Source organism: Oerskovia gallyi, assembly GCF_014836745.1.
GTDB classification, from domain to species: Bacteria; Actinomycetota; Actinomycetes; order Actinomycetales; family Cellulomonadaceae; genus Oerskovia; species Oerskovia paurometabola.
Genome location: NZ_JACSQE010000001.1, coordinates 506,249 through 532,848, shown reverse-complemented (window position 1 = coordinate 532,848; position 26,600 = coordinate 506,249). Strand labels below are relative to the sequence as shown.

The 26,600-nt window shown below is 72.4% G+C and carries 30 protein-coding genes; 13 read left to right on the top strand and 17 right to left on the bottom strand.

From position 1 onward, the window contains the following. Nucleotides 1-120, top strand: a 120-nt coding sequence (locus H9640_RS02435; protein WP_225226635.1) for a Fe-Mn family superoxide dismutase, incomplete at its 5' end; no start/stop codon positions are given. 743 nt (nt 121-863) lie between these two features. Here H9640_RS02435 and H9640_RS02430 read toward each other — a convergent pair. The 3 genes from H9640_RS02430 to ctaC are packed head-to-tail and all read right to left on the bottom strand — an operon-like array spanning nt 864 to nt 3,987. Next, nucleotides 864-1,262, bottom strand: a complete 399-nt coding sequence (locus H9640_RS02430; RefSeq protein ID WP_138824250.1) for a cytochrome c oxidase subunit 4 — start codon at nt 1,260-1,262, stop codon at nt 864-866. Continuing rightward, nucleotides 1,259-3,076: an aa3-type cytochrome oxidase subunit I gene (gene ctaD, locus H9640_RS02425; RefSeq protein ID WP_191789111.1), complete on the bottom strand. Its 1,818-nt coding sequence runs from the start codon at nt 3,074-3,076 to the stop codon at nt 1,259-1,261. The genes H9640_RS02430 and ctaD overlap by 4 nt, the downstream gene beginning before the upstream one ends. Then, entirely contained in the window at nt 3,076-3,987 is a 912-nt protein-coding gene (gene ctaC, locus H9640_RS02420) for an aa3-type cytochrome oxidase subunit II (RefSeq protein WP_191789110.1), read from the bottom strand. Before ctaC ends, ctaD begins: the two co-directional genes overlap by 1 nt. A gap of 341 nt (nt 3,988-4,328) precedes the next feature. Between ctaC and H9640_RS02415 the strand changes: the two genes are divergently transcribed. Both H9640_RS02415 and H9640_RS02410 read left to right on the top strand, forming a co-directional pair. Further along, the gene (locus H9640_RS02415; RefSeq protein WP_204809151.1) at nt 4,329-5,495 is read left to right on the top strand and encodes a cysteine desulfurase family protein; all 1,167 of its coding nucleotides are present in this window, start codon (nt 4,329-4,331) and stop codon (nt 5,493-5,495) included. After that, nucleotides 5,492-5,755: a sulfurtransferase TusA family protein gene (locus H9640_RS02410; RefSeq protein ID WP_191789108.1), complete on the top strand. Its 264-nt coding sequence runs from the start codon at nt 5,492-5,494 to the stop codon at nt 5,753-5,755. The genes H9640_RS02415 and H9640_RS02410 overlap by 4 nt, the downstream gene beginning before the upstream one ends. A gap of 102 nt (nt 5,756-5,857) precedes the next feature. On the opposite strand, the gene H9640_RS02405 is transcribed toward H9640_RS02410, so the two are convergent. Both H9640_RS02405 and H9640_RS02400 read right to left on the bottom strand, forming a co-directional pair. Next, entirely contained in the window at nt 5,858-6,208 is a 351-nt protein-coding gene (locus H9640_RS02405; RefSeq protein ID WP_030153043.1) for a HesB/IscA family protein, read from the bottom strand. 156 nt (nt 6,209-6,364) lie between these two features. Then, nucleotides 6,365-7,582 (bottom strand): glycerate kinase, encoded by a 1,218-nt coding sequence (locus H9640_RS02400; protein ID WP_191789107.1) that lies wholly within the window; start codon nt 7,580-7,582, stop codon nt 6,365-6,367. Between the two features lie 72 nt (nt 7,583-7,654). On the opposite strand from H9640_RS02400, the gene nadA reads away from it, so the two are divergent. Next, entirely contained in the window at nt 7,655-8,854 is a 1,200-nt protein-coding gene (nadA, locus tag H9640_RS02395) for a quinolinate synthase NadA (RefSeq protein WP_191789106.1), read from the top strand. Between the two features lie 77 nt (nt 8,855-8,931). Next, nucleotides 8,932-9,519 carry a DJ-1/PfpI family protein gene (locus H9640_RS02390; RefSeq protein WP_191789105.1) on the top strand — a complete coding sequence of 196 codons (588 nt, stop codon included), beginning with the start codon at nt 8,932-8,934 and terminating at the stop codon, nt 9,517-9,519. 20 nt (nt 9,520-9,539) lie between these two features. Here H9640_RS02390 and H9640_RS02385 read toward each other — a convergent pair whose 3' ends face one another. Next, entirely contained in the window at nt 9,540-9,956 is a 417-nt protein-coding gene (locus H9640_RS02385) for a DUF3817 domain-containing protein (RefSeq protein WP_307824116.1), read from the bottom strand. A gap of 126 nt (nt 9,957-10,082) precedes the next feature. On the opposite strand from H9640_RS02385, the gene H9640_RS02380 reads away from it, so the two are divergent. After that, nucleotides 10,083-10,607: an acyl-CoA thioesterase gene (locus tag H9640_RS02380; protein WP_191789103.1), complete on the top strand. Its 525-nt coding sequence runs from the start codon at nt 10,083-10,085 to the stop codon at nt 10,605-10,607. Nucleotides 10,608-10,633: 26 nt separating this feature from the next. Continuing rightward, nucleotides 10,634-10,960, top strand: coding sequence for an antibiotic biosynthesis monooxygenase family protein (locus H9640_RS02375; protein WP_191789102.1), 327 nt, complete (start codon nt 10,634-10,636; stop codon nt 10,958-10,960). Here H9640_RS02375 and H9640_RS02370 read toward each other — a convergent pair. The 4 genes from H9640_RS02370 to H9640_RS02355 all read right to left on the bottom strand — a co-directional run bounded on the left by H9640_RS02370 (nt 10,932) and on the right by H9640_RS02355 (nt 14,292). Further along, the gene (locus tag H9640_RS02370; RefSeq protein ID WP_191789101.1) at nt 10,932-11,774 is read right to left on the bottom strand and encodes a VOC family protein; all 843 of its coding nucleotides are present in this window, start codon (nt 11,772-11,774) and stop codon (nt 10,932-10,934) included. The two genes, H9640_RS02375 and H9640_RS02370, sit on opposite strands and share 29 nt — an antisense overlap. Nucleotides 11,775-11,874: 100 nt before the next feature. Then, nucleotides 11,875-12,279: a VOC family protein gene (locus H9640_RS02365; RefSeq protein WP_191789100.1), complete on the bottom strand. Its 405-nt coding sequence runs from the start codon at nt 12,277-12,279 to the stop codon at nt 11,875-11,877. Nucleotides 12,280-12,361: 82 nt separating this feature from the next. Further along, nucleotides 12,362-12,790, bottom strand: coding sequence for a helix-turn-helix transcriptional regulator (locus H9640_RS02360; RefSeq protein ID WP_191789099.1), 429 nt, complete (start codon nt 12,788-12,790; stop codon nt 12,362-12,364). Between the two features lie 92 nt (nt 12,791-12,882). Beyond that, a complete protein-coding gene (locus tag H9640_RS02355; RefSeq protein WP_191789098.1) occupies nt 12,883-14,292 on the bottom strand; it encodes a dipeptidase in 1,410 nt (469 codons plus the stop codon). Between the two features lie 85 nt (nt 14,293-14,377). Here H9640_RS02355 and H9640_RS02350 point away from each other — a divergent pair, with 85 nt between their 5' ends. The 3 genes from H9640_RS02350 (at nt 14,378) to H9640_RS02340 (ending at nt 17,056) form a co-directional block, all read left to right on the top strand. Next, nucleotides 14,378-14,980 carry a DUF3043 domain-containing protein gene (locus H9640_RS02350; RefSeq protein WP_191789097.1) on the top strand — a complete coding sequence of 201 codons (603 nt, stop codon included), beginning with the start codon at nt 14,378-14,380 and terminating at the stop codon, nt 14,978-14,980. 69 nt (nt 14,981-15,049) lie between these two features. After that, nucleotides 15,050-16,054 (top strand): aldo/keto reductase family protein, encoded by a 1,005-nt coding sequence (locus H9640_RS02345; protein ID WP_191789096.1) that lies wholly within the window; start codon nt 15,050-15,052, stop codon nt 16,052-16,054. Nucleotides 16,055-16,213: 159 nt separating this feature from the next. Next, on the top strand, nt 16,214-17,056 hold the full coding sequence (locus tag H9640_RS02340) for a siderophore-interacting protein (RefSeq protein WP_191789095.1): 843 nt from the start codon (nt 16,214-16,216) through the stop codon (nt 17,054-17,056). A gap of 149 nt (nt 17,057-17,205) precedes the next feature. On the opposite strand, the gene yczE is transcribed toward H9640_RS02340, so the two are convergent. Next, nucleotides 17,206-17,976, bottom strand: coding sequence for a membrane protein YczE (gene yczE, locus H9640_RS02335; RefSeq protein WP_191789094.1), 771 nt, complete (start codon nt 17,974-17,976; stop codon nt 17,206-17,208). 61 nt (nt 17,977-18,037) lie between these two features. Here yczE and yczR point away from each other — a divergent pair, with 61 nt between their 5' ends. Further along, on the top strand, nt 18,038-19,543 hold the full coding sequence (gene yczR, locus H9640_RS02330) for a MocR-like transcription factor YczR (RefSeq protein WP_191789093.1): 1,506 nt from the start codon (nt 18,038-18,040) through the stop codon (nt 19,541-19,543). Between the two features lie 138 nt (nt 19,544-19,681). On the opposite strand, the gene H9640_RS02325 is transcribed toward yczR, so the two are convergent. The 5 genes from H9640_RS02325 to H9640_RS02305 are packed head-to-tail and all read right to left on the bottom strand — an operon-like array spanning nt 19,682 to nt 22,736. Then, nucleotides 19,682-20,494, bottom strand: a complete 813-nt coding sequence (locus H9640_RS02325) for a 2-phosphosulfolactate phosphatase (RefSeq protein ID WP_318243601.1) — start codon at nt 20,492-20,494, stop codon at nt 19,682-19,684. Nucleotides 20,495-20,546: 52 nt separating this feature from the next. Continuing rightward, nucleotides 20,547-20,756 (bottom strand): hypothetical protein, encoded by a 210-nt coding sequence (locus tag H9640_RS02320; RefSeq protein WP_191789092.1) that lies wholly within the window; start codon nt 20,754-20,756, stop codon nt 20,547-20,549. Further along, nucleotides 20,753-21,838, bottom strand: a complete 1,086-nt coding sequence (locus H9640_RS02315; RefSeq protein WP_191789091.1) for a quinone-dependent dihydroorotate dehydrogenase — start codon at nt 21,836-21,838, stop codon at nt 20,753-20,755. Before H9640_RS02315 ends, H9640_RS02320 begins: the two co-directional genes overlap by 4 nt. Next, nucleotides 21,835-22,368, bottom strand: coding sequence for a hypothetical protein (locus H9640_RS02310; RefSeq protein ID WP_404821878.1), 534 nt, complete (start codon nt 22,366-22,368; stop codon nt 21,835-21,837). Before H9640_RS02310 ends, H9640_RS02315 begins: the two co-directional genes overlap by 4 nt. A gap of 11 nt (nt 22,369-22,379) precedes the next feature. Further along, a complete protein-coding gene (locus H9640_RS02305; protein ID WP_030153088.1) occupies nt 22,380-22,736 on the bottom strand; it encodes a hypothetical protein in 357 nt (118 codons plus the stop codon). Nucleotides 22,737-22,831: 95 nt separating this feature from the next. Between H9640_RS02305 and H9640_RS02300 the strand changes: the two genes are divergently transcribed. Beyond that, nucleotides 22,832-24,328 carry a leucyl aminopeptidase gene (locus H9640_RS02300; RefSeq protein ID WP_191789090.1) on the top strand — a complete coding sequence of 499 codons (1,497 nt, stop codon included), beginning with the start codon at nt 22,832-22,834 and terminating at the stop codon, nt 24,326-24,328. A gap of 270 nt (nt 24,329-24,598) precedes the next feature. Here the strand turns inward: H9640_RS02300 and H9640_RS02295 are convergent, their stop codons facing one another. Next, nucleotides 24,599-24,943 carry an oxidoreductase gene (locus tag H9640_RS02295; RefSeq protein WP_191789089.1) on the bottom strand — a complete coding sequence of 115 codons (345 nt, stop codon included), beginning with the start codon at nt 24,941-24,943 and terminating at the stop codon, nt 24,599-24,601. Between the two features lie 248 nt (nt 24,944-25,191). Here H9640_RS02295 and lpdA point away from each other — a divergent pair, with 248 nt between their 5' ends. Beyond that, entirely contained in the window at nt 25,192-26,574 is a 1,383-nt protein-coding gene (gene lpdA / locus H9640_RS02290; RefSeq protein WP_318243600.1) for a dihydrolipoyl dehydrogenase, read from the top strand. Nucleotides 26,575-26,600: the final 26 nt, after the last annotated feature.

Genomic DNA, 26,600 nt, shown 5'->3' with positions numbered 1-26,600 from the left:
TACCAGAACGTGCGCGCCGACTACGTCACCGCCTGGTGGAACCTCGTCAACTGGGCCGACGCCGACGCACGCCTCGCCCGCGCCCGCACCCAGGGCGAAGGCCTCATCATCCCCGCCTGACCCTCTGCGTCGCCCCACGGGCCGCACAGACCCCTTCTCGGGGTGTCTGTGCGGCCCGTTCGTCTGTGACGGGGGCCGGCGAGCGGAGGACCGGCCATGGCCGTGGTCGACGGAAGGGGCGGGTTCCCGACGGGAGACCTCGTGGCGTCACGAGGCCGCTACGGGCTTCTCCTGGAGCACGAGCCGGGCGGCCTCCACCACGTGCCTCCCAGCCCGGACGCACCATGGGTGGTGGCACTCACAGGATCCCGACCGGACCGAGCTCGCTCGGTGCCGCCGTGCAGGTCGTCGGAGTCTGGACCGGAGTCTGGACCGGAGTCGACATCCGGGTCGACGACACGAGCGTCCTTCCACCTCGGCGTGACACACCCACCCGACGAGGGCACGGCGCACGCCCAGGCCGCTCAGGAGGCTGCCGTGCACGACGTTCCCGACGTCCGTCACCGGTTCACCTCGGGCCGTGACCCGCGACCTCCTGAGCGCACTCGACGCACTCGACGCACTCGACGCACTCGACGCACGGTCGCGCTCCAGGCGACGGTCCACGAGGGCCCGGCACGGCCGCGGGGACTGGCTCCCCGATATCGGTGAGCCCATCACTACCCCTGCGGCCCCTGCGGCTCGGCCGCTCCCGCGCTCCCCCGCTCTCCCGCGGCCCGGACCTCCCGAGCTGCCCTGTGCCGGGAACGCGAACGGGCCCCGTCTCCCTGAGGGAGACGGGGCCCGTCGAGTCGTGCGGTCGGTCAGTGCGCGTGCTGTCCGCGAGAGAACTCGAAGACCCAGCCCACGAGGGCCACGGCGCCGAGGACGACGCCGATCCCGAGGATCCACCAGCCGAGCGCGAGGCCCAGGAAGGCGATCGCAGCGGCACCCGCGATGGCCAGAGGCCACCAGCTCCAGGGCGCGTAGACGCCCTGGTCGCCTGCACCCTGCTCGATGAGACCGTCCGGGTCGTCCTCGGGGCGCGAGTCGATGCGCTTGGCGGTGAGGGCCAGGTAGCCACCGATCATGGCCGCGAGCCCGAAGGTCAGGAACAGCGCTGCGGAACCGACGGGCTCCCAGTGGCTCCAGAATCCGTAGACGAGGGCCATCAGGAGGAAGAACGGGGCGAGGAAGAGGTGGAGCCTCGATTCGACCTTCACTTGCCGTCCTCCTTCTCGCCGTCGCGCGGCTCGTCGATGATCATGGTCGAGGACGAGGCGCTGGGGTGCTGCTTGCCCTCGACACGGTCCGCGGCGACCTGCTGCTCACCACGGCGGTCTGCGTCGCCGTAGATCTGCTGCAGGACGTTCGGGTTGGGCTCCGCGTGGTCCATGGCCGCGACCTCGGGGTGGTGCAGGTCGAACGCGGGACGCTCCGAGCGGATGCGGGGCAGCGACGTGAAGTTGTGCCGCGGCGGCGGGCAGGACGTCGCCCACTCGAGCGAGGCACCGTAGCCCCAGGGGTCGTCCACGGTGACCTTGGGCGCGTTGCGCCAGGTCGTGTAGACGTTCCAGAGGAACGGCAGGGTCGAGGCGGCGAGGATGAACGCGCCGACCGTCGAGACCTGGTTCATCCACGTGAACCCCTCCTCCGGCATGTAGTCCGCGTAGCGACGCGGCATGCCGGCCACGCCCAGCCAGTGCTGGACGAGGAAGGTGGCGTGGAAGCCGATGAAGAGCAGCCAGAAGTGGATCTTGCCGAGCTTCTCGTTGAGCATGCGCCCGGTGAACTTGGGCCACCAGAAGTAGAACCCGGCGAACATCGCGAACACGACGGTCCCGAAGACCACGTAGTGGAAGTGCGCCACGACGAAGTACGAGTCGGAGAGGCTGAAGTCCAGCGCCGGGCTCGAGAGGATGACTCCCGTGAGACCACCGAAGAGGAAGGTCACGAGGAAGCCGATCGACCAGAGCATGGGTGTCTCGAACGTGAGCTTGCCCCGCCACATCGTGCCGATCCAGTTGAAGAACTTCACACCGGTCGGGACCGCGATGAGCATCGTCATGAACGCGAAGAACGGCAGCAGGACCGCGCCGGTGACGTACATGTGGTGCGCCCACACCGTCACGGACAGCGCGGCGATCGCGATCGTCGCGTAGACCAGGCCCTTGTAGCCGAAGATCGGCTTCCGGCTGAAGACCGGCAGGATCTCGGAGACGATGCCGAAGAACGGCAGGGCGATGATGTAGACCTCGGGGTGGCCGAAGAACCAGAAGAGGTGCTGCCAGAGGATGGCGCCACCGTTCTCCGGGTTGAAGATCTGCGCACCGAGGCGACGGTCCGCACCGAGCGCGAACAGCGCGGCGGCCAGCGGGGGGAACGCCATCAGGACCAGGAGGCTCGTGACGAGCGTGTTCCAGGTGAAGATCGGCATGCGGAACATGGTCATGCCCGGGGCGCGCATCGTGATGATCGTCGTGATGAAGTTGACCGCACCCAGGATGGTGCCGAAGCCGGCGAGCGCGAGGCCGAAGACCCAGAGATCACCGCCTGCACCTGGACTGAAGGTCGTGTTGGACAGCGGCGCGTACGCGAACCATCCGAACGACGCTGCGCCCTGCGGCGTGAAGAACCCGGCCGAGGCGATGAGCCCGCCGAAGAGGTAGAGCCAGTACGCGAACATGTTCAGTCGCGGGAAGGCGACGTCAGGTGCGCCGATCTGCAGCGGCATGATGACGTTCGCGAAGCCCGCGAAGAGCGGCGTCGCGAACAGCAGCAGCATGATCGTGCCGTGCATCGTGAAGAGCTGGTTGTACTGCTCCTTGCTCTGCACGATCTGGATGCCGGGCTCGAAGAGCTCGGCACGGATCACGAGGGCCATGAGGCCACCGATGCAGAAGAAGATGAACGACGTGATCAGGTACATGTACCCGATCGTCTTGTGGTCGGTCGAGGTGACCCACTTGATGACGGTTCGTCCGAGCGTCTGGCGCTTCGGGGCGAGACCGGGAATGACTTCGGCCTGCGCGACCATCAGTTCTCACCTTCCGTGACGACGGGGGGGTTCGGGTCCTGGAGGCGGTTCAGGTCGAGACCGAGCTCGCCGATCTGGCCCTTGTCCTCGAGCTTCTGCATCTGCGCGTCGTACTCCTCGCGGGAGACCACGGCGACGTTGAAGAGCATGCCGGAGTGGTGCTCGCCGCAGAGCTCGGCGCACTTGCCGGCGTAGACACCCTCACGCGTGGGGGTGACCTGCCACTCGTTGGTGCGCTCCGGGATCATGTCCATCTTGAAGAGGAACGCGGGGATCCAGAAGGAGTGGATGACGTCGCGGGAGTCCAGCTTGAACCGGACGACCTCGTTGACCGGCAGGTACAGGGTCGGCAGCGAGGTCGCGGTGCCGGGGGCACCCTCGATCTCGTCCTCCGAACGGAGGTCGCCGACGTTGGCCTCGTGCTGGCCGGACTCGTAGACGTCGTCCGTGAGGTAGTTGAAGTCCCAGCTCCACTGCTTGCCGATGACCTGGATCTCGACGTCAGGCTCTGCGGAGAGGTCCTTGATCGCCGTCATGTCACGGTCGGTGTAGTAGAAGAGCACGAGCACCATGACGATCGGCACTGCCGTGTACATGATCTCGAGGGGCAGGTGGTAGCGCGTCTGCACGGGCAGGACGTGGTCGTCCTTGCGCTTGCGGTAGGCGGCCACGCACCACAGGATCAGTCCCCACGTGATGACGCCGACGATGAGTGCTGCGATCCAGGACCCGTTCCACAGCGACGTGATGCGGGCGGTCTGGTCGGTCACCTCACCGTCGGAGTATCCGGGGAGGAATCCGCGCTGAACGGTCTCACTGGCACAACCGGACGCCAACGCTGCGACCGCGACGGCGGAAGCCGTCGCTCGCAGGATGGTTCGCCGTGTGCGGCTAGGGGATTGCGAGTGCAAGGGGGGCCTTTCACTTCAACGTTCGACAGGGGGGCTCGATCTTCTCCACGAGTTCCCCGCAGAACCTTCGTCCTCGACCCACAGAGCCTAGCGCGCAAATGCCCTCTCTCGCGCCGTCAACGCGGCTTCTGAACGTGACGAATCCGCCAACTTCCCGCGAGATCCCGGGGTTCGGCACACCCTCGACGCATCTGTCAGATCGTCGCTTCCCGCGCAGCCCGCGCTACGGTGCACGGTGTACGTCGCGCCCACGGCACATTCGGCGCGTCTGCAATGAAAGTTCGCCGATCGGCGTCCTCGGACCCCCTCCCTGGCCGCCTCGCACGCCCTCAGGAGCTCATGTGACCGACACCACGACGCCCCCGCGTCGGGTCTACCTCGACAACGGCGGTCGGGCGGCCCTGCACCCCCTCGCGCGCACCGCGCTCGACCAGGCCGTCGACGACGGGTGGGCGGATCCCCGGCGCCTGTACGCCGAGGCGCGTCGCGCCGCCGTGCTCCTGGACGGCGCCCGCGAGGCGATCGCCGCCGCGCTCGGCGCCCGGACCGAGGAGGTCCATCTCGCCCCCTCGCACGTCGGAGCCCTGCACGCCGCGGTGGGTGCGGTCGCGCTCGGGCGGCGGCGGACGGGTCCGGGGATCGTCGTCTCAGCGGTCGAGCGCGCCGCCGTGCTCCATGCCGCCGAGCTCGCGGTCGGGCTCACGGAGACGCCCGACGCCCTCGTCAGGGTCCCGGTCGACCTCCTCGGCCGGGTCGACGAGGCCGCGATGACCGAGGCGGTGGCGCGCCCTGGCGTCGCGCTGGCCGCGCTCCAGGCGGCGAACGGCGAGGTGGGCACGGTCCAGCCCGTCGCGGCCGTCCACGGGGCCGCTCGCGCCGCGGGGGTCCCGCTGCTCGTGGACGCGGGTGCCGTCGTCGGGCACGGGGAGGTCCCGTCCGCGTGGGACCTGCTCGCCGCCGATCCCGCCGACTGGGGCGGCCCGGCGGGCGTGGGCGTGCTCGCGGTCCGCAACCGGGTGCGCTGGCGCCGGACCTGGCCTGAGGACGCCGAGCCGTGGTTCCCCGGCGGCGTCAGCGTCCCGGCAGCGTTCGCGGCGGCCGTCGCGCTCCAGTCCGTCACGGCAGACCGCGCGGCCCAGGACGCGCGGCGCCGGGCGATCGTCGACAAGGTGCGCGCCGTCGTCGGGCAGATCCCCGACGTCGAGGTCGTGGGCGATCCCGACCACCGGCTCCCCCACGTCGTGACGTTCTCGTTCCTGTTCGTCGACGGCGAGGCCCTGGTGACGGAGCTCGACCGGGCGGGCTTCGCGGTCGGGTCGGGCTCCGCGTGCACGTCGAGCACGCTCGAACCCAGCCACGTCCTCGCGGCGATGGGTGTCCTGACGCACGGCAACGTGCGCATCGCTCTCGACCGGGCCACCACGGAGGAGGACGTCGACCGCTTCCTCGCGGTCCTGCCCGGGGCCGTCGCGCGCGTGCGCGCCTCGCTCGGGGTGAGCGGGCTGTGAGCGACGAGCCCGGCACGCTCGTGGACGCGCGCGGCCTGCGCTGCCCGCTGCCCGTCATCCGGCTCGCGGCCGCGGCCCGCGACCACGCCCCGGGCGACGTCCTGACGGTCTGGTCGACCGACCCCGCGGCCCGTCACGACGTCCCGGCCTGGGCGCGCATGCGCGGCCACACCGTCGTCGAGAGCGTCGTGGTGGACGTCCCCGACGCGGCGCCCGACGACGGCACGACCTGGGCGGTCACCGTCCGTCTGGGCGGGTAGCCGGCGGGCACGGCCCCGGACGCGAACGGCCCGGCCACCGTGAGGTGACCGGGCCGTCGAGGTCCTTCGGCGTCACGCAGCCGGGCTGCCGACGCTCGCGGATCAGCCGAACGAACCGCCGCACGCGCAGGCGCTGCCCGCGTTGGGGTTGTCGATCGTGAAGCCCTGCTTCTCGATGGTGTCGGCGAAGTCGATGGTCGCGCCGTCCAGGTAGGGGACGCTCATCTTGTCGACGACGACCTCGACACCGTCGTAGTCCTTGAGGGCGTCGCCGTCCAGGACCCGCTCGTCGAAGTACAGCTGGTAGATCAGACCGGAGCAGCCGCCGGGCTGGACGGCGACGCGCAGACGCAGGTCGTCGCGGCCCTCCTGCTCGAGGAGGCTGCGGATCTTGCCGGCCGCGAAGTCCGTCAGCAGGACGCCATGGGTGGCGGTCTCGGTGGTCTCGCTCATCGTGTTCTCCGCACAGTCTTCGGTGGGCTCTCGCCCCGTGGTGTGCCGTCGGTCTGCGGCTCCCGCTCCCGGGCAGGCCGATCGGTCCTCAGGCTTCTCGCATACCCGTCAACACGACGGGAGATCGTTCTGTTCCCGAGTGTACGACGCCCGGGCTCACCTCTCGCTGCCGGCCCAGGTCCGGGCCACGCGAGCGACCCGCGCACGCGCCGCGTCGCTGTCCGGCCCGAGCTCGTAGGCACCGCTGATCCCCGCCGCGGCCTGCTCGCGCCGACCGGCGAGGACCTCGCGGGCCAGCACGACGACGGGCACCCCGCGTGCGGCGGCCCGGCGCGCGACCTCGGGCAGTGCGCCGTCGTGCGTCGTCGACGCGTCGAGGCGGTCGACGACCACGACCGCGACGTCGGCGGCACCGACCCGCCCGTCCAGACCGACGACGTCCGCGACCACCGACGTCCCCGGCAGCAGGCGCCCCCCGGCGGCCGCGATCCCGAAGCCCAGCCCCCCGCCTGCGCCTGCGCCGGGCAGTCCGGTCAGCGCGCGGTCGGCGGCCGCGCGCTGCGCGACCCCTCTCGCGAGCCCCGGGGACGCCGTCGGGCCGGAGAGGCTCGGAGCGCCCGACAGCAGGTCGCGGCGCGCCGCGCCCTCCAGCGCGCGCGTGACCTCGTGCGCGTAGTGGCCGTGCGCCCGCTCGAGCTCCTGGGCGAACGTCGCCAGCGCGGGCCGTACGGCCGCGAGCGCGCCGCTGGCCCCGTGCAGGCCCAGCAGCGGCAGGTCGGACTCGACCGCCCCGACGAGCTCGACGGATCGCAGCGCCTCCCGGGCGCGCAGCGCGAGCGCGGCGTCCTCGGCGGTGGTGGCACCGAGCGCTGACCCACCGCAGGTCAGCGGCCCCGCCCCGGTCCCCGCGAGCGCCGCGAGCATCCCGGCCCCGGCGTCGTGCGCGCCGCCGTCCCCCGTCGCCACGACGACGCGCGAGGCACGTCGGGCAGCGAGCGCGACCACCTGCCCGACGCCGTAGCTCGTCGCCGTGCCCAGCCCACCGGCGGAGGTGCTCGCCTCGGTCGCCGCAGGACGCAGGAGCGCCGCCTCGACCCAGGCGGTGCGCGCGCCGGTCGACGACGGGGGGCCGAGCCGGAACGTCACGGGCACGTCGTCACCGGCTGCGCCGCGCACGACCACCGCCACCTGCTCGGGGGCGTGGGCCGCGAGCGCGCGCAGGAAGCCGGCCGCGCCCGGGTTCAGGACGCACGGGTCCACGTCGCCGCGCACCGTGGCCGCCCAGGTCTGCGCGACCAGGGCGCACACGTCCTCGGCGGACAAGATCCCGTCGGTCAGGGCGAGCGGTTCCGCGGCGGCGAGGAGGAGGCGCATGCCGCGATTGTGCCAGGCCGTCCGCCCCGACAGGGCTGCTCGGCCGACCGACCGTTGTGCGACGATGGTCCCGTGAGCACCCTGTTGGACAGCGCCTTCGCGGAACCTGCCCCCTCCCCCCTCCTGCTCCTCGGACAGGGCCGGGACCTGGCCTCCGAGCGAGGAGTCGAGTGCACCGGCGAGCTGCCGGCGGCCAGCGACCCCGACCTCGTCGAACGTGCCCGTGCGGCCCGCGCCGCGCTCGGCTCGCGGGCCTTCGTCCTGGGCCACCACTACCAGCGCGACGAGGTCATCGACTTCGCGGACGTCACGGGCGACTCGTTCAAGCTCGCGCGCGAGGCCGCGGCACGTCCCGAGGCCGAGTTCATCCTCTTCTGCGGTGTGCACTTCATGGCCGAGAGCGCGGACATCCTCACCTCTGACGCCCAGCAGGTCGTCCTGCCGGACCTCGCGGCGGGCTGCTCGATGGCCGACATGGCCGCGATCAACCAGGTCGAGGACGCATGGGAGGTCCTCCAGGACGTCGGGATCGCCGACGTCACGCTCCCCGTCACGTACATGAACTCGACCGCCGCGATCAAGGCCTTCACGGGTCGGCACGGCGGGACCATCTGCACGTCCTCGAACGCGGAGGTCGCGCTGCGCTGGGCGTTCGACCAGGTGGGTGGTGTGGACGGCACGGGCAAGGTCCTGTTCATGCCGGACCAGCACCTCGGGCGCAACACCGCGCTGCTGAAGCTCGGCATGTCCCCCGCGGACTGCGTGGTCTTCGACCCCCGCAAGCCCAACGGCGGTCTGACCGACGCCGAGCTGCGCGACGCACGCATGATCCTGTGGCGAGGGCACTGCTCCGTGCACGGGCGCTTCTCCGAGCGCAACGTGACCGACATCCGTGCCGCGGTGCCGGGCGTCAACGTGCTCGTGCACCCCGAGTGCAAGAACGAGGTCGTGGAGGCCGCGGACTACGTCGGCTCGACCGAGTACATCATCAAGATGCTCGACGCGGCCGAGCCCGGCTCGTCCTGGGCGATCGGCACCGAGCTCAACCTGGTGCGCCGCGTCGCGCGCGCACACCCGGACAAGCAGGTGCACTACCTCGACTCGACCGTCTGCTTCTGCTCGACCATGAACCGCATCGACCTGCCCCACCTCGTGTGGGCCATGGAGTCGCTCGTCGCCGGGCGCACGGTCAACCGCATCGTGGTCGACGCCGACGACGCCCACTGGGCGCGCGTCGCGCTCGACCAGATGCTCGCCCTGCCGGGGCTGTAGCACCACCCGTCGGGTTCGTCGGCTTCCGCCGGCGGGCCCGACGGTCGCACCATCGCATCGACCCTCGGGGGTGACGGATGACGACCGGGAACGGTCTGAGCGTCGGGATCTTCGTGTTCGACGGCGCCGAGGAACTCAACGTCGCGGGGCCCTACGAGGTGTTCACGACGTGGCGCGAGCGCTCGGCCCTCAAGCCGCGGGTCTCGACGTTCTCCTGGGACGGGGGCGGCGTGCGGCTCGCGCAGGGTCTGCACATGGTCCCCGACGGGTCGACCGACGACGTCGACCCGCTCCTGGTGCTCGTGCACCCCGGCGGTCCCGGCGTCCAGCGGCTGGTCGGGGACCGGGCGCACCTCGCCTGGTTGCACGCGATGCGCGCCCGGACCCCGCTGCTGACCAGCGTGTGCACGGGGTCGCTCGCGTTCGCCGCCGCCGGACTGCTGGCCGGGCGTCCCGCGACGACCCACTGGGACCACGTGGACGAGCTCGCCCGCCTCGACCCCAGCATCCTCGTCGACACCGAGACCCGGTTCGTCGACGACGGCGACGTGGTCACCTCGGCCGGGGTGTCGGCCGGGATCGACATGGCGCTCCACCTCGTCGAACGGCTCGAGAACGCCGACGTGGCCGAGGAGGTCCGGCGCGCGCTGCAGTACGAGGGCTGAGGTCTGCCCGGCCCGGCGGGTCAGGCGCTGGCGCGCTCCTCGTAGCGGCCCGAGCGGTGCGCCCACCGGTCGAAGAAGACCGTGAGGAACGGCGGCAGCGTCGCCGCGAGCGCGAAGAAGACGGTCAGGAGCGACCAGCGCTGACGGACGGCCACGACGAGCGCGAGCGCGACGTAGGCGACGACCAGACCGCCGTGGACCGGGCCGAAGATCTTGACGCCGATCTCGGAGGCCTCGGCGACCCACTTGACGTACATCCCCACGAGCAGGCCGGCCCAGGAGAAGGCCTCGGCGATCGCGACGACGCGGAACGCGCGGACGGTCCAGTGGTGGGAGGCGGTGGGCACCTCGGGCGCGGACGGCGTCTCGGACGAGCTCTCGAGGGCTGCGGACGTCGGGGCGGCGTCGGGAACGGGGGCGGCGGTTCGGGAAGTCACGGGGGCCATCCTCACACGCATCGACGGACGGGCCGAACGACCGGCGAGTCCCGCCCGGCCGGGCCCAGGAGCGACGCCCGACCCGCGATACCTGATACCGCCCGTGCTCGGTAGTAGCCTGCGACGGTGACCCGACAGATCCAGCTCACGATCGCCAGCACCCTGCCGCGCCGGGCCGTCCCCGGCCGCGGGGTCCTCGACCCTTCCGTGACCCGCATGCGCGTGCGTCCGGGCGACCTCGACTTCTACCTGCACGTCAACAACGGCGTGTACCTGCAGATGATGGACGTGGCACGCAGCAACTTCCTCGCGGACCTCGGCGCCTTCGGGCTCCTGCGCGACAAGGGCTGGTACCCGGTCGTGGCCTCCTCGACCATGAAGTACCGCCGCTCGCTCCAGCTCTGGGACCGCTTCGAGATCACGACCCGGGTCCTCGGGTGGGACGAGCGCGTCGTCTACCTCGAGCAGGTCTTCACGCGCGGCGGCGACCTGTGCGCACGCGGCCTGATCGCGGGCCGGTTCCTCTCGAAGGCGGGAGACCGCATCCCTGGGCCCGACGTCGTCGCTCTCCTGGGCACCTCGACCGTGAGCCCCGAGCTGCCGACCGACGTGCGCGACTGGGCCCAGGCCGTGGACGTCGCGGCACGCTGAGCCCGGGCCGCCCTACGCTGCGGGCCATGACGGACGAGGTGCTCGAGCACGCCCTGCTGCACGTGGTTCCCGGCCAGGAGGCCGCCTTCGAGGAGGCGTTCGCGCACGCACGGACGATCATCTCCGCGATGCCCGGCTTCGGCGGGCTCTCGGTGTCGCGATGCGTCGAGCGCCCCTCGACGTACCTCCTGCTCGTGCGCTGGGACAGCCTCGAGGCACACACCGAGGGGTTCCGCGGCTCGCCCGAGTACCTCCGGTGGAAGGCGCTGCTGCACCACTTCTACGACCCGTTCCCGGTCGTCGAGCACTACCGCGAGGTGTCCGTCATCCCTGGGCCGACAACCATGCCCTGACGTCCTCGAGCTGGGCGAGGACCGTCGTCAGGTCCTGCGTGAGGTGCTGGCCCCGGGCCGAGGCCACGCACCGGTCCACGTCGTCGAGCATGCGCCGGGCGGTCGCGGCGTCGTCGAGCCGGACGGCGAGCTCCGCGCGGAAGGCCTGGGCCTCGACCCGGTCCCGGGCCGAGGCGCCCAGGTCCCCGGCCTCCGCGTCGCGGCGCAGCGCGCCGTCGAGGATCTTCACGGCCTGCCCGACGTCGCCGCGCGAGTCCGCCTGGACCACCGCGTTGGCCACGGCGAGCAGCAGGCGCGACTCCCCCGGCGGGCCGTCCGGGCGGCCGGTGTCCTCCCCCGAGCCCGAGCGCGCCGCGGGCGACCGGTCCGCCGAGGTGTCGGCGCCGGGGTCCGCGAGATCCTCCGTCGCCGGCGCGGGGTCCTCGAGGCGCCGCACGACCCGCAACCAGTTCCCCGCGGGGTCGACGAGGCTGAAGCCGCTGAGCCCGCCCGCGTTCGCCCGACGACGGGGCCGCGTGATGCGCGGGAAGCCGCTCAGCGGCAGCTTCCCGTAGAGCGCGCGCAGCCCGGCGGCCCACGCCTCGTACAGGGGCTCGGTGTCGTCGACCACGACCAGGCACGAGCCGTACGAGTCCTCGGGACGGAAGCCGTCCATCGCGAAGTAGTGCAGGTCGATGCCGCCGCGGCGCAGCGCGAGGTACGGGTTGGGCCGGGTCTGCCGGTAGGTCACCTCAAAACCGAGGGCCACGGCGAAGTCGTGGATCTCGTCGATGGACGCGCACGGCAGGAGGGGGACCATCGTCTCGTTCGCCATGCCCCTATCCCACCACCCCGGCGGGGACCACGTCTCCGGCAGGGGCGACGTGGGCTCGGGCGCCGACCGCTCGTGCCCTGCCCCGGCCGCTCGACCCTGCTCAGGCTGCCTGGGCGATCCGGACCATGTTGCCCGACGGGTCGCGGAACGCGCAGTCGCGCGGACCCCAGTCCTGTTCCATGGGCTCCTGCAGGACCTCGGCCCCCGACGCCCGGACTGTCTCGAAGAGCGCGTCGACGTCGTCGGACGCGAACACGAGGATCGGCAGGGTTCCCTTGATCATGAGCTCCTGGAGCGCGTCGCCGTCGGCCTGCGAGCGACCCGCGTGCGGCGCCGAGAGCACGATGCCCAGCCCGGGCTGGGCGTCCGACCCGAGCGTGACCCAACGGAACCCCTCGGAGCCCACGTCGTTGTGCACCTTGAGCCCGAGCGCGTCGCTGTAGAACGCGATCGACTCGTCGACGTCGTTGACGGTGATGTTGCAGAACTTCAGTGAGATGGTCATGACCGCGACTCTAGGACGGGGCTCACGCGCCCGCTTCTTCGATCCTGCTCGATGCGTGCGGCACCCTCGGCCGGCGCCGAGCTCAGCGCGCGGCGGTCCCCGCGGCCGCGGCGGCGCTGCGCGCCGGGCGCGTCAGGACCTGGGCCACGCATGGCGGCATGGCCTTGACCGCGGCGTGCTCCCGGCCGCGGTACGCCGAGGGCGTCTCGCCTACCACCTCGGTGAACTTCGAGCTGAACGAGCCGAGCGACGTACACCCGACCGCCATGCACGCGTCCGTGACGCTCGCCCCGCCCCGCAGCAGGGCCATCGCCCGCTCGATCCGTCGCGTCATGAGGTAGCAGTACGGCGTCTCGCCGTACGTCGCCCGGAACCGACGCGAGAAGTGCGCGGGAGACATGAGGGCCTTGCGCGCCATGGTCGGGACGTCGAGCGGCGCCGCGTACTCCCGGTCCATGAGATCCCGGGCGCGGCGCAGCAGCACGAGCTCCTCGATCTCCTGCGGGGTCATGCTCCGAACGTAGCACCGGGGTCGCCGGTCGAGAACGGGTCTGCGGTCGTCATCGAGCCGATGCCGACCACAGACCCGTTCTCGGCGACGACTCAGCCCTGCGCGTCCCGTGCGAGGCGCGTCAGCAGGAGCGCCTCGGCCAGCACGACCTTCTCGAGCTCGCCGAGGTGCACCGACTCGTTCGCGCCGTGCGCGCGCGAGTCGGGGTCCTCGACGCCCGTCACCAGGATGGCCGCGTCGGGGAAGACGTCGAGCAGGTCCGCGATGAAGGGGATCGAGCCGCCGATGCCGATGTCGACCGGCGCCGTGCCCCACGACGTCTCGAACGCCCAGCGTGCGGCCTGCATCGCGGACGAGTCGGTCGGCGCCTGGAACGGCTTGCCCGTCTCGCCGTCGTGCACCGTGACCTGCGCACCGAACGGCGCGTTCGACTCGAGGTGCGCGCGCAGCGCCACGAGCGCGGCCGCTGGGTCCTGGCCGGGTGCGATCCGCAGCGAGATCTTGGCCGTCGCGCGCGGGGTCAGCGTGTTGGACGCGTGCGCGACGCTCGGCGCGTCGATGCCGATGACCGACAGCGCCGGCTTGGTCCAGAGGCGACCCGTCAGCGTCCCCTCGCCCGCGAGGCGGACGCCAGCGAGCACCGAGGAGTCCGCGCGGAAGTCCGCCTCCTCGTAGTCTACGGTCGGGTCCGGCGCGGAGACCAGGCCCTCGACCGCGACGTTGCCCTGCTCGTCGTGGAGGGTGGCGATCAGGCGTGAGAGCAGCGTGAGCGCGTCGAGCACCGGACCGCCGAACATGCCCGAGTGCACCGCGTGGCCCAGCACCGCGACCTCGACGTCGCAGTCGACCAGGCCGCGCAGGCTCGTGGTGAGCCCCGGGACGCCGACCTTCCAGTTCGCGGAGTCCGCGACGACGATCACGTCGGCCGCGAGCAGGTCCTTGTGCTGGTTCAGGAACGGCAGGAAGCTCGGGGACCCGACCTCCTCCTCGCCCTCGACGAAGACCGTCACGCCGATCGGCAGGTCGCCCAGCGCGGACAGCGCCCGCAGCGCGCCCACGTGCGCCACGATCCCGGCCTTGTCGTCGGCCGCACCACGACCGAACAGCCGGCCGTCGACCTCGGTCGGGACGAACGGGTCCGTGTCCCACGCGGCCGCGTCGCCCGGGGGCTGCACGTCGTGGTGCGCGTAGAGCAGGACCGTCGGGGCGCCCTCCGGGGCCGGGCGGCGCGCGACGACCGCGGGCGCGCCGAGCGGACCCGCGACGCCCGTGGCGTGCAGGATCTGCACCTCGGGCAGCCCCGCACCGCGCAGGAGCTCCGCCACGGCCTCGGCGCTCGCCGCGACGTGCGCCTGGTCGAACGCGGAGTTGGACACCGACGGGATGCGCACGAGCGCCTCGAGGTCCCCGCGCAGGGCGGGGAAGAGCTCGGCGACCCGGGCGCGCAGGTGAGCGACGTCGTCGGGCTCGGGAAGGGGGCTGGTTCCAGGTGTGCTGTTCACCCGGGCAACGCTACCCGCCGGTACGCCTCCGCTCCTGCCCACGCCCCGTGCCGAGGCAGCCCCCGTCCTCGACTACGCTGGACCTGTGTTCTCACGCAACAAGTCCTCCGCGCCCTCGTCGAACGACGCCCCCGACCCGGTTGCCGCCGCAGCCGAGATCGAGAAGGCCGGCAAGGGCAGGCCGACGCCCAAGCGCAAGGTCGCCGAGGCCGCCAACAAGCGCCCGCTCGTGCCCTCGGACCGCAAGTCCGCGGCCAAGACCGCGCGCCAGCAGCAGCGTGAGGCCCGCGACCGTCAGTTCCAGGCCATGCAGACGGGCGACGAGCGCTACATGCCCGCCCGCGACAAGGGCCCGGTCAAGCGCTACGTGCGCGACTACGTGGACGCCCGCTGGAACCTCGGCGAGTTCTTCCTGCCCGTCGCCCTGGTCTTCATCGTCCTGACGTTCGTGTTCTCCCAGAACCTGAACATGGCGACGATCATCATCTTCGTGCTCTACGGGATCGTGCTCATCACGATCATCGACGCGTTCATCATGTGGCGCTCCCTCAAGAAGCGCCTGGTCGCGAAGTTCGGGCCGGACTCCCCCAAGGGCAACGCGATGTACGCCGTGATGCGCGCCTTCCAGCTGCGCCGCGCACGCCTGCCCAAGCCCATGCACAAGAAGCACGGCAGCTTCCCCGCGTAGCCGCTCGCGTCCGGTCCGCCGGACGGCCCCAGTTCCCCGAGGTGCCCCGGGCAACTTAGTGTTGTCCCCATGCCCAACTACCGCTTCCTCGGCAACTCCGGCCTCAAGATCTCCGAGATCACCTACGGCAACTGGCTCACCCACGGCTCGCAGGTGGAGAACGACGTCGCCACCCAGTGCGTCCACGCCGCGCTCGACGCCGGCATCACCACGTTCGACACCGCGGACGTCTACGCGAACACCAAGGCCGAGCAGGTCCTCGGCGACGCCCTCAAGGGGCAGCGCCGCGAGTCGCTCGAGATCTTCACCAAGGTCTACTGGCCCACGGGCCCCGGCGGGGCCAACGACTCGGGCCTGTCGCGCAAGCACGTCATGGAGTCGATCAACGGCTCGCTGAAGCGCCTCGGCACCGACTACGTCGACCTCTACCAGGCGCACCGGTTCGACCAGTCGACCCCGCTCGAGGAGACGATGCAGGCTTTCGCCGACATCGTCCGCCAGGGCAAGGCCCTCTACATCGGCGTGAGCGAGTGGACCGCGGACCAGATCCGCGCGGGTCACGCCCTCTCGAAGGAGCTCGGCTTCCAGCTCATCTCCTCCCAGCCCCAGTACTCGATGCTGTGGCGCGTCATCGAGGACGAGGTCGTCCCGACCTCGCGCGAGCTGGGCCTGTCCCAGATCGTCTGGTCCCCCGTCGCGCAGGGCGTCCTGTCCGGCAAGTACCTGCCCGGCCAGCCCGCCCCCGCCGGCTCGCGCGCCACCGACGCCAACGGCTCGCGCTTCATCCAGCAGTTCATGACCGAGGACGTGCTCACGCGCGTCCAGCAGCTGGGGGCCGTCGCCGACGAGCTGGGCCTGACGCAGGCGCAGCTCGCGGTCGCGTGGGTCCTGCAGAACGACAACGTCGCGGCCGCCCTCATCGGCGCCTCGCGCCCCGAGCAGGTCGCCGAGAACGTCAAGGCGTCCGGCGTGGTCATCCCCGCCGAGCTCATGGCGAAGATCGACGAGATCCTCGGCGACGTCGTCGAGCGCGACGCCGGCAAGACCGCGGCGGGAGCCCCCGGGCCCCGCTGAGCTCGTGTCGCCGCCTCGCCGACAGGCTGAGGTTCTGCTGACCGACGTCGACGACCCCGGGTGCTCACCGAGCGCCCGGGGTCGTCGACGTCCTGCGTTGGCCGGTTCGCGGTACACCCTGGCCCCACAGGACCCCCTGCCCAGGCCTACCGTGGCCGGATGGCTTCCCCCTGCTTCCCGGCCCGCGTCGTCACGGCGACGCGCATCACGCCGCACATGGTCCGTGTCCACCTCGAGGTCGTCGGTGACTGGAGGTGGACGACCGACGGTCAGGGCGACGAGCGCATCGACCTCGCCTTCCCGTCCCCCGGTCAGACGGTCGCGGAGATCGACTTCTTCAACCAGGACGACTACGGGGTCGTGCCCGTCGAGGGCACCGAGCCGCCGTGGCGCCACTACACGGCCCGCCGGGTCCACGACGAGGGCCGCACGATCGTGATCGACCTCGCCGTGCACCCGGGCGGCCTCGCGTCGGACTGGGCCGAGCGTGCCGAGCCGGGCCACGTCCTCGGCGTGTTCGCGGGCGGCGAGTCGCGCAGCTACTACGACGCCCCCGCCGATGCCGAGTGGCGCCTGCTCGTCGCCGACCCGACCGGTCTGCCCGGGCTCGGGCGCATCGTCGAGGAGCTCCCGGCCGGGGCCGTCGCGCACGCGGTCGTCGAGGTCCCCACGCTCGAGGACCGCCAGGAGCTCCAGACCCGTGGAGACGTGACCTACACCTGGCTCGTGACCCCCCAGGGCGCGCGCCCGGGTGCGGCGCTCGTCGAGGCCGTGCGCGCCCTGCCCGTCCTGGAGACCCCCGGCTACGCGTGGGTCGCCTGCGAGAGCGCCGCGAGCCGCGACATCCGCCGCACGCTCCGGTCCGCGTGGGGCATGCCGCGCGACCGGCACCAGGTCGTCGGGTACTGGACCGCAGGGAAGGTCAACGTCCGCGCGGACCGTGACGCCGAGGACGCGCACTACCACGAGCACGACCACGCCGAGCCCGCGCACCAGCACTAGGCCCCGCCGGGGCGCCAAAGTGGCGGCCCGGCCGTCCGACTGCCCGACGACGGAGCGCACCCGCGCGCCCCGGGTGCGCTCCGTCGTCGGGCATCCCCCTCGGGGGAGGAGCGTTCCCGACGACCGGTCGCGGACCGCGGCGAACGAGCCTAGGCAGCGTTGGGCTCGGGTTCGCCCGGTACCTCTCCCAGACCGTCCGTGCCACGCGTGCCGCGCGCACCCTCGACCGGCCCCGGGCCGACGGCCCCGTCCGCCGACGCGACGTCCTCCGTGAGGTGCGCGACGCCGTCGGACACCTCGACCGGGACGACCGCCGGGCGCAGGTGCGGCGCGAGCCACCGCGCCGCGACCTGCACGACGGGGCCCACGCCCAGCGCGTACAGGACCGTCGCCCAACCCAGCGTGCCGCCGAGCGCGAAGCCGATCGCGACCACGAGGACCTCGATCGCGGTCTTGACCCGGCGCACGGGCCAACCCGTGCGGGCGACGAGACCGGTCATGAGCCCGTCACGGGGGCCCGGGCCCAGGCGCGCCCCGAGGTACGCGGCGGTCGCGACGCCGTTGAGGGCCACGCCCGCGACCCCGAGCGCCACGCGTCCGGCCGTGGAGGGGTCCGGGTCGATGCGCTGAAGCAGCAGGAGGAACGGGTCGAGGGTCGCACCGATCACGACGATGTTGGCGATCGTGCCGATGCCCGGGCGCTGGCGCAGCGGGATCCACAGCAGCATGACCACGACGCTCGACGCGACGACCACGACGCCGAGCGCGAGCCCGGAGCGCAGGGCCACACCCTGGTGGAAGACGTCCCACGGCATGGCACCCATGCCCGAGTGGATGAGCATGGCCATGGTCAGGGAGAAGCCGAACAGTCCGAGCGTGAGCTGGACGGTCCGGCGCAGGGGGCTGAAGTTCGTCGGCACTCCCCTACTGTGCACCCGCAGTGGACTGGTGATCCATAGCCAATTCGGGAAGAGTGGCCTCATGGCCACCTCGCTCGCCACCTCGCTCGCCACGTCCCCCGGCGTCATCGCCCCGCCACATCCGCCCGTGCACCGCCGCCTGTCCGCCCCCGCGCTCGCGGCGCTCGTGACCGGCTGGCAGTCCGGCGGGCCCGCGTACGCCGCGCTCGCCGACGCCGTCCGCGGCGCGGTCCTGTCCGGCACGGTCGCCCCGAACACGCGGCTGCCGAGCGAGCGCGACCTCGCGGCGGCGCTCGGCGTCTCCCGGACGACCACGGCCGCCGCGTACGCGGCCCTGCGCGAGCGCGGGTTCGTCACGAGCCGCACGGGCGTCGGCACGGTCGCGGTCCTGCCCCGGCCCGCACGCCGCGCCCAGCCGCAGTGGTGCGGCGGCGACGCGCCCGTACCGGTGGGCGTCGAGCCGCCCGAGGACCTCGTCGACCTGGGGCAGGCGGCCCCCGCCGCCCCGCCCCAGCTCCACGCGGCCTACGGTCGCGCGCTCGAAGCGCTCCCCGGCTACCTGTCGGGGCGCGGGTACGAGCCGCTCGGCCTCCAGCCCCTGCGCGAGGCCGTCGCACAGCGGCTCACCGAGCGCGGGACACCCACGACCCCGGACCAGGTACTCGTGACCACGGGCGCGCAGCACGCGATCGCGACGGTCGCGCAGTCGCTGCTGGGGCCGCGGGACCGGGTCGTGGTCCAGTCCCCCACGTACGCGCACGGCATCGAGGCGATGGTCGGGCGCGGGGCGCGCGTCGTCGGGTTCCCCGTGGGCGCGGGCCTGCCGGGCGACGGTCCCGGGTTCGACGTCGCGCTGTTCGAGTCGACGATCCGCGCGGCGACCCCGCGCCTGGCGTACCTCGTCCCCGACTTCCACAACCCGACGGGCTACAGCCTCACGTCCGACGAGCGTGCCGAGGTCCGACGGATCGCGCTGCGGCACCGGGTCACGGTGATCGGCGACGAGACGCTCACCGACATCGCGCTCGACGGCCCCGCGCCCGAGCCGCTCGCGGGCGACGGGTCCGCGACGAGCCACCTGCTCACCGTGGGGTCGGCGTCCAAGACGTTCTGGGGCGGCCTGCGCGTGGGCTGGGTCCGCGCGCACCCCGACGTCGTCGCGCACCTCGCGCGCGTCCGCGGCGCGAGCGACATCGCGACGTCGGTCCTCGAGCAGCTCGCGGTCGTCGAGCTGCTCGCCCGACGCGACGAGGTCCTCGCCGAGAGGCTCCCCCTGCTGCGCTCGCAGCGCGACCTCCTGCGCTCGGCGGTCACCGCCGCGATCCCGTCGTGGCACGTGACCGCGCCCGCCGGCGGGCTCTCGCTGTGGGTCGACCTGGGGCGCCCGCTCGCGCACGCCCTCGCCGCGGCCGCGGCGGTGCGGGGCCTCGTCGTCAACCCGGGCCCGTCCCTCACTCCCGACGGCGCCGCGACCTCCCGCGTCCGGCTCACCTTCGCGCCCGACGCCGAGGCGATCCGCCGGGCAGTGCCCCGGCTGGTAGCAGCCTGGGAGCATGTGACGGGCTAGCGGCCCCTCGGTCGCTCCTCGGTCGCTCCTCGGTGCCGAGCATGCGGTTGACGTCGCGAATCGCCTCCTGCGCGACGACAACCGCATGCTCGGTGGCGCGCCCGCCCGGGACGCGGAGGGCTGGCCGGAAGCCTGCTGTCAGCGCGACTCGCCTGCCCGGTGCCCCACGAAACGACCGTCCACGAGCAGAGGCACCACGTCCGAGCCGTCGAGCTCCGCCGCGATCTCGACGTCCGCCCCGAACCCCTGGTCGGCGAGCTCGCGCCCGCTCACGCAGCGCCGGAGCCGGTGACGCAGCGCAGCGGGTCCGTCACGGCCGTCAGGCCCGACGCACGCCGACCGGAACGCCGTCGCCGCAACCTCCGCCTCAGGCGACAGGACGTCGTCGTGGCCCACGATCGCGGCGATGACCGCGCCTGCTCCCCAGAGGTCCTCGACCGCCGGGCGCAGCGATCCGTCCGGCCACCGTTCGCCACCTGCCACGACCGCGACGGCGTGTCCCGGATCCACGTCGAGGTACCTCCTGACGTACGCGCCGACGGCCGCGGCGTTGCGCAGGCAGGCCGCGACCACGGCCCCACCGTCCTCGGCGAGCGAGAGCGAGATCGTCGACCCGTTGGGCGAGGGAAGCACCACCCGAGCGAGACCGGGGGCATCACGCAGGGACGCCGGGGACAGGCTCACGTGGCGCTCGGACCGGGCGCGCGCGAGCGTCGCCTGGTGCCGCGCGGCGTGGTCTGCGGCACGCTCGTCACGCCACGCGAAGGGAAAGACCTCGACGCCTCGGTCGACGGCGACGCTGACGGAGGTCGTGAACGACAGCACGTCGACCACGACGGCCAGGAACCCCGCGTCCCCAGGCGGAACAGCCCCGCGCAGGGCGCGTGCCCCCGTGAGCCCCCAGTCGAACCGGATGCGCGAGCTCCCCTGACCGAACACGTCGTCGTCCACGGTCCGCGAGTCTAGGCGGCCGCAGGCGGCTTCCCCGCAGCACGGCCCAGCCCTACGCCGTGCGCAGCTCCACGGTCGCCGTGGCCTGCGCGCCGTCGTTGAGCAGCCGCGCCGCGACCGCTCCCTGCGCGGCGAGCTCGCGCCACGTCTCGCCGAGCCACTGCTCGGCGTCGAACTGGTTGGTGAACGCCGGGCTCACGGGCGTCGTGAGCGGGCGCCCGTCCACGTCGTCGAGCTCCCACACCCACTGGGGTCGGATCATCGTGCGCCTCCACCTCGGGTCCCCCGGGCCGTGTCGCGCACCAGGGACCGGTTGATGCTCGCGGCCCAGAACGGACCGTTGTAGATCATGCCGGTGTAACCCTGCACGAGGTCGGCGCCGGCCGCCAGGTAGGCGCGCGCGTCGTCGGCGGTCGAGATGCCGCCCACGCCGATGATCGTGACGTCGGAGCCGAGGCGGCCGCGGAGGCGGGCGACGACGTCGAGCCCTCGTTCGAGCAGCGGCGGACCCGAGAGCCCGCCCGGGCCCAGGTCGTGCCCGATCGTCGTGTTGACCGCGATGACGCCGTCGAGGCCGAGCTCGAGCGCGAGGTCCGCGACGGCGTCGACGTCCTCGTCCGCGAGGTCCGGCGCGATCTTGACGAGCAGCGGGATGCGCCGGACGCCGGCCGCGCGCGTGGCGTCGTCGGCGGCCTCGCGGACCGCCTGGAGGATGGGGCGCAGGGCCTCGGTCGACTGCAGGTCGCGCAGGCCCGGGGTGTTGGGCGAGGACACGTTGACGACGAGGTAGTCGGCGTGGGGGGCGAGGAGCGCGGCGCTCGTCGCGTAGTCGCCCGCGGCGTCCTGCGCCGGGGTGACCTTGGTCTTGCCGATGTTCGCGCCGATCATGATCGCGCGACCTGATGCAGACCTGCGCAGGGCCTCGAGGCGCTGGGCCGCGGCCGCCGCGCCCTCGTTGTTGAAGCCCATGCGGTTGCGGATGCCGCGCAGCGACAGCTCGCGCCACATGCGTGGCTTCTCGTTGCCGGGCTGGGCGTGCGCGGTCACGGTGCCGATCTCGATGAACGCGAAGCCCAGCATCGTGAGCCCGCGGATCGCCTTGGCGTTCTTGTCGAACCCGCCCGCGAGGCCGAACGGCGCGGGGAAGGTGCGCCCGAGCGCCTGCACGCTGCCGGGGCCGTTCGCGCCGCGGCCCAGGTACGGGGCTGCCGCGCCCTGGACGACGCCGCCCACGACGGGTGTACGACCGGCGAGGGAGATGAGCGGGAACACCACCTCGTGCGCCTTCTCGGGGTCCATGTGCCGGAAGACGCCGTTGAAGAGGAGGGAGTACAGCCGGCTCATGCGGTTTCCTTCGGTTCGGTGGTGGAGGTCCGGGGCGGGCGCGTGCGCCACAACCAGGTGAGGCCCACGACCGGCAGGACCAGCGGCACGAACCCGTAGCCGATCCCGAAGTCGGACCACACCGTGGGCTTCGGGAACGCCGCCGGGTCGAGCAGCGACCAGGCGCCGACGGCGAGCACGCCCACGAGCTCGACCGTCACGGCGGCCCAGGCGACGGTCCGTGACGTCGCCGACCCACGGGCGAGCGCGATCGTCGCGACGATGTAGACCACGGCGGCGAGCGCCGACAGCCCGTACGCGACGGGGGCCTCGTGCCAGTCGCGCAGGAGCTGGATCGAGGCGCGCGCGGTCGCGGAGATCGCGAAGATCCCGTAGACGAGGACCAGCACGCGCCCGAAGCCGCTGCCCGTCCTGCGGGGTGCGTCGTGGGCGCCCCGCGGATCGTGGGCGCCGGCGCCGTCTGGAGTGCCCGACGGCGGCACGCGGGTCGCGGGGTCGGGCGCGGTCTCGGGGTTCTCGGGGTGGGTCACGCCATCTCTCCTCAGGCGGTCCAGATCTGCCACAGCCGCCACTCGAGGAACGCGACGGTGATCGCGGCGACCGCGAGCACGACCGAGCTCCAGCGGGAGCGTTCGGCGAACGCCCACACGGCGGCGACGGGCAGGATGAACAGGGCGGTGATCAGGTAGCCCCAGAGCTTCACGGGGTCGCTCGCCGAGCTCCCCGTCGCGGCGAGGACGCCCGCGACGATCATCTGCAGGACGATCGCGCCCTCGATGACGGCACCGCCCCAGAGCTGCTTGAGGACGACGGCACGGTCGCGGGCGACGAACCACCCGGCCCAACCGGTGAGGGCCGCGCACAGCGCGACCACGAGGAGGACGAGGGGGAGGACCACGGGGCCGAGCCTACCGGCGTCCAGGCCGCGGGCAGGAATCGTCTGCGGCTCGCCGTACCGGTGGCCCCGCTCCGCGCAGCGGCTAGCATCGAGCCGTGGCTGAACTCACTCTCTCCAGCAAGAACCCGACCGGCGTGAAGGTGGACGCGCTCGTCGTCGGGACCCAGACGACATCGGACGGCGTGGCCGTCGTGGGGGACGACCTCCCCCGCGAGGTGGTCGCCGAGCTCGAGTCCCTCGCGCCCGCGCTGGGCATCACCGGTGCGCGCGACGAGGTGCGCACGGTGCCCGCGGGCTCGCACCTCAAGGCCGGCGTCCTGGTCCTGACGGGACTCGGCGCTCGTGACGAGTCGGGCACGTTCGCGGCCGAGACGCTGCGGCGTGCGGCCGGTGCCGCGGTGCGCGAGCTCAAGGGTGCCGTGTCCGTCGCGGTGGCCCTGCCCGCCAAGGACGAGGCCGAGGTCGCCGCGATCGCCGAGGGCGCGCTGCTCGGCGCGTACTCGTTCACGCGCTACCGGGACGGGGCGGGCGCGACCAAGCCTGGCGGTGCCGTCTCGACCATCGAGGTCCTCACCTCGCTCGCCCGCGGGGCCAAGGCGAAGGCCGCGGTCGAGCGTGCCGCGACGATCGCCGCCGCGGTCCACGCGACGCGCGACCTGGTCAACACCGCCCCGAACGACCTGTTCCCCGCGGCCTTCGCCGACATCGCCAAGGCCGCCGCGAAGGGCACGGGCGTCAAGGTCACGGTCCTCGACGAGAAGGCTCTCGCGGCCGGCGGCTACGGCGGCATCCTCGCGGTCGGCCAGGGTTCCTCGCGCGGCCCGCGGCTCGTCAAGGTGTCCTACTCGCCCTCGCGCCCGCACGCCAAGGTCGCGCTGGTCGGCAAGGGCATCACGTTCGACTCGGGCGGCATCTCGATCAAGCCCGCCAAGGGCATGGAGGCCATGAAGTCCGACATGGCCGGCGCCGCCGCCGTCCTGCACACGGTGCTCGCGGCCTCGAGGCTCGGCCTGCCCGTCGCGGTGACCGGCTGGCTCTGCCTCGCCGAGAACATGCCGTCGGGCACGGCGCAGCGCCCTTCGGACGTCATCACGATCCGTGGCGGCAAGACCGTCGAGGTCCTCAACACCGACGCGGAGGGTCGCCTCGTCATGGCCGACGGCCTGGTCGCGGCGATCGAGGAGAAGCCTGACGTCGTGCTCGACGTCGCGACGCTCACGGGCGCGCAGATGGTCGCGCTCGGCACGCGCGTGTCGGCCGTCATGGGGTCCGACGACGTCCGGGGCGAGGTCGTCGCGGCGGCCGAGGCGGCGGGCGAGCAGTTCTGGCCCATGCCCCTGCCCGAGGAGCTCGCCGCGTCGATGAAGTCGAAGGTCGCGGACATCGCGAACATCGGCGACCGTTTCGGCGGGATGCTCGTCGCAGGTCTGTTCCTGCAGGAGTTCGTCGGCACCACGCCGTGGGCACACCTCGACATCGCAGGCCCCTCGTTCAACGAGGGCTCGGCGTTCGGCTACACGCCCGTCGGTGGCACGGGCGTCGCGGTCCGCACGCTCGTCGAGCTGCTCGAGGCGCGCGCCACGAAGAAGTAGTCGTCGGCCGCTGCGCCCGCCACGGGCCGTCGCAGCGGCGGGAGCGAGCACGACAGGACGGGCGCGACCTTCGAGGTCGTGCCCGTCCGTCGTTCCGGTCTGCCTCGGATCCGGACCAGGTGCCGGTGTCCTCGGTCGGGGCTTCTGCGACCGGTCGAGGAGTCGAGATGCGGCCGTCGGGGTCAAGGAGGGACTTCGACCCCCGTCGGCCGCATCTCGTCCGCCGGGAGCATCGGCCGCCACCCGGCGCAGCACGCATCCGAGGCGGGGTCAGCGCCTGCGCTGCCTGGAGTTCCAGTCGCGCATGCGCTGGGGGTAGCCCGTGAAGTTCACGTCGTAGACGGGGAGCTCGAGCTGTTCGGCGAGCTTGCGCGCCGCCTTGGCGTCGGGGACCCGGCGCCTCGTCCACTCCCCCGTGGTCGCGATGAGCATGAGCGTGGTGGGGGTGTCGTTCGTCGGCGGCTCGATGTACGCCTCGACACCCACGCGGGTGCGCGCGAACTCGGCGAGGTGCTCGACGGTCGCGCGACGCTGGTCCGCGCTCGACGGGGCACCGGCGGGCGCACCCGCTCCGTTCGCGGGCTTGCGGGAGAAGAGCTGCGACAGCCTGGACATGGAGGAAGGGTACTTGGTCGGCCTGGAGCGTTCCTGGGATCGGGCTCGGCCTCCCCTGTGGGCTGGCGCGACAGGATCGCCCACCGGTCGGGCGACGCACGGACGACGGGCACCACGACGTGCCCGGCGTGGCTGTCTTGAGCATCACACGCAAGAGTGTGCGTTCCGATTGGGGTACGGCTGACCGAAGTGCCAAGATGTCACGAGAACTTTGCTCTCCCTCTTTTCGTATGCCTAAGGAGCTGCACGTGGCCGAGACCGGCACACCTTTCGACGTCCTCGTCCTGGGCGGAGGCAGCGGCGGCTATGCCACCGCGCTGCGTGCCGCCGAGCTCGGCCTGAACGTCGCCCTCGTCGAAGCGCACAAGCTGGGCGGGACCTGCCTGCACAACGGCTGCATCCCCACGAAGGCTCTGCTGCACGCCGCCGAGCTCGCAGACAACGCCCGTGAGGGCAGCGCGTACGGCGTCCTGAGCCAGCTGCAGGGCATCGACATGAACGGCGTGAACGCGTACAAGGACGGCGTCATCGCCGGGCTGTACAAGGGCCTGCAGGGCCTCATCAAGTCCCGCAAGATCACGGTGATCGAGGGCCACGGCACGCTCGTCGCCGCGGACACGGTCGAGGTCGCGGGCCAGCGCTACACGGGCAAGAACGTCGTGCTCGCCACGGGCTCCTACGCCCGCTCGCTCCCCGGTCTGGAGATCGGCGGCCGCGTCATCACATCCGACCAGGCACTGACGCTGGACTACGTGCCCCAGAGCGCGATCGTCCTGGGCGGCGGCGTGATCGGTGTCGAGTTCGCGAGCGTCTGGAAGTCGTTCGGAGCCGACGTACAGATCATCGAGGCGCTCCCGCACCTCGTGCCCAACGAGGACGAGTCGCTGTCCAAGGCTCTCGAGCGCGCGTTCCGCAAGCGCGGCATCGGCTTCACGCTGGGCGACCGCTTCTCGGGCGTCACGCAGGACGACTCGGGCGTGCACGTGACCCTCGAGTCCGGCAAGACGTTCGACGCCGACCTCCTGCTGGTCGCCGTCGGCCGCGGCCCCCGCACCGCCGACCTGGGCTTCGAGGCCCAGGGCATCACCATGGACCGTGGCTTCGTGATCGTCGACGAGCGCCTGCACACGGGCGTCGGCAACATCTACGCTGCCGGTGACATCGTCCCCGGGCTCCAGCTCGCGCACCGCGGCTTCGCCCAGGGCATCTTCGTCGCCGAGCAGATCGCGGGCCTGAACCCGACGCCGATCGTCGAGTCGGGCATCCCCCGCGTGACGTACTGCGAGCCCGAGGTCGCCTCGGTCGGCCTGACCGAGGCCAAGGCCAAGGAGCTCCACGGCGCCGACGGCGTCGAGACGCTCGAGTACAACCTTGCCGGCAACGGCAAGAGCAAGATCCTCGGGACCACGGGCTTCGTCAAGCTCGTCCGACAGAAGGACGGCCCCGTCGTCGGCGTGCACATGGTCGGCGCCCGCGTCGGCGAGCTCATCGGCGAGGGCCAGCTCATCGTGAACTGGGAGGCGTACCCCGAGGACGTCGCCGCCCTGGTCCACGCGCACCCCACGCAGAACGAGGCTCTCGGAGAGGCCCACCTGGCCCTCGCCGGCAAGCCGCTGCACGCCCACAACTGACCCAACGATCGAAGGAGACCCGAGAG

What these genes read in the sequence shown, in the direction of transcription:
- H9640_RS02375 (WP_191789102.1), top strand. Translation starts at nt 10,634, where the DNA reads ATGACGGACGAGGTGCTCGAGCACGCCCTGCTGCACGTGGTTCCCGGC.
- H9640_RS02315 (WP_191789091.1), bottom strand. Translation starts at nt 21,838, where the DNA reads ATGAGCCGGCTGTACTCCCTCCTCTTCAACGGCGTCTTCCGGCACATG.
- H9640_RS02365 (WP_191789100.1), bottom strand. Translation starts at nt 12,279, where the DNA reads ATGACCATCTCACTGAAGTTCTGCAACATCACCGTCAACGACGTCGAC.
- H9640_RS02370 (WP_191789101.1), bottom strand. Translation starts at nt 11,774, where the DNA reads ATGGCGAACGAGACGATGGTCCCCCTCCTGCCGTGCGCGTCCATCGAC.
- H9640_RS02390 (WP_191789105.1), top strand. Translation starts at nt 8,932, where the DNA reads ATGACGACCGGGAACGGTCTGAGCGTCGGGATCTTCGTGTTCGACGGC.
- H9640_RS02320 (WP_191789092.1), bottom strand. Translation starts at nt 20,756, where the DNA reads ATGATCCGACCCCAGTGGGTGTGGGAGCTCGACGACGTGGACGGGCGC.
- H9640_RS02405 (WP_030153043.1), bottom strand. Translation starts at nt 6,208, where the DNA reads ATGAGCGAGACCACCGAGACCGCCACCCATGGCGTCCTGCTGACGGAC.
- yczR (WP_191789093.1), top strand. Translation starts at nt 18,038, where the DNA reads ATGGCCACCTCGCTCGCCACCTCGCTCGCCACGTCCCCCGGCGTCATC.
- H9640_RS02340 (WP_191789095.1), top strand. Translation starts at nt 16,214, where the DNA reads ATGGCTTCCCCCTGCTTCCCGGCCCGCGTCGTCACGGCGACGCGCATC.
- H9640_RS02345 (WP_191789096.1), top strand. Translation starts at nt 15,050, where the DNA reads ATGCCCAACTACCGCTTCCTCGGCAACTCCGGCCTCAAGATCTCCGAG.
- H9640_RS02360 (WP_191789099.1), bottom strand. Translation starts at nt 12,790, where the DNA reads ATGACCCCGCAGGAGATCGAGGAGCTCGTGCTGCTGCGCCGCGCCCGG.
- ctaD (WP_191789111.1), bottom strand. Translation starts at nt 3,076, where the DNA reads ATGGTCGCGCAGGCCGAAGTCATTCCCGGTCTCGCCCCGAAGCGCCAG.
- H9640_RS02295 (WP_191789089.1), bottom strand. Translation starts at nt 24,943, where the DNA reads ATGTCCAGGCTGTCGCAGCTCTTCTCCCGCAAGCCCGCGAACGGAGCG.
- H9640_RS02400 (WP_191789107.1), bottom strand. Translation starts at nt 7,582, where the DNA reads ATGCGCCTCCTCCTCGCCGCCGCGGAACCGCTCGCCCTGACCGACGGG.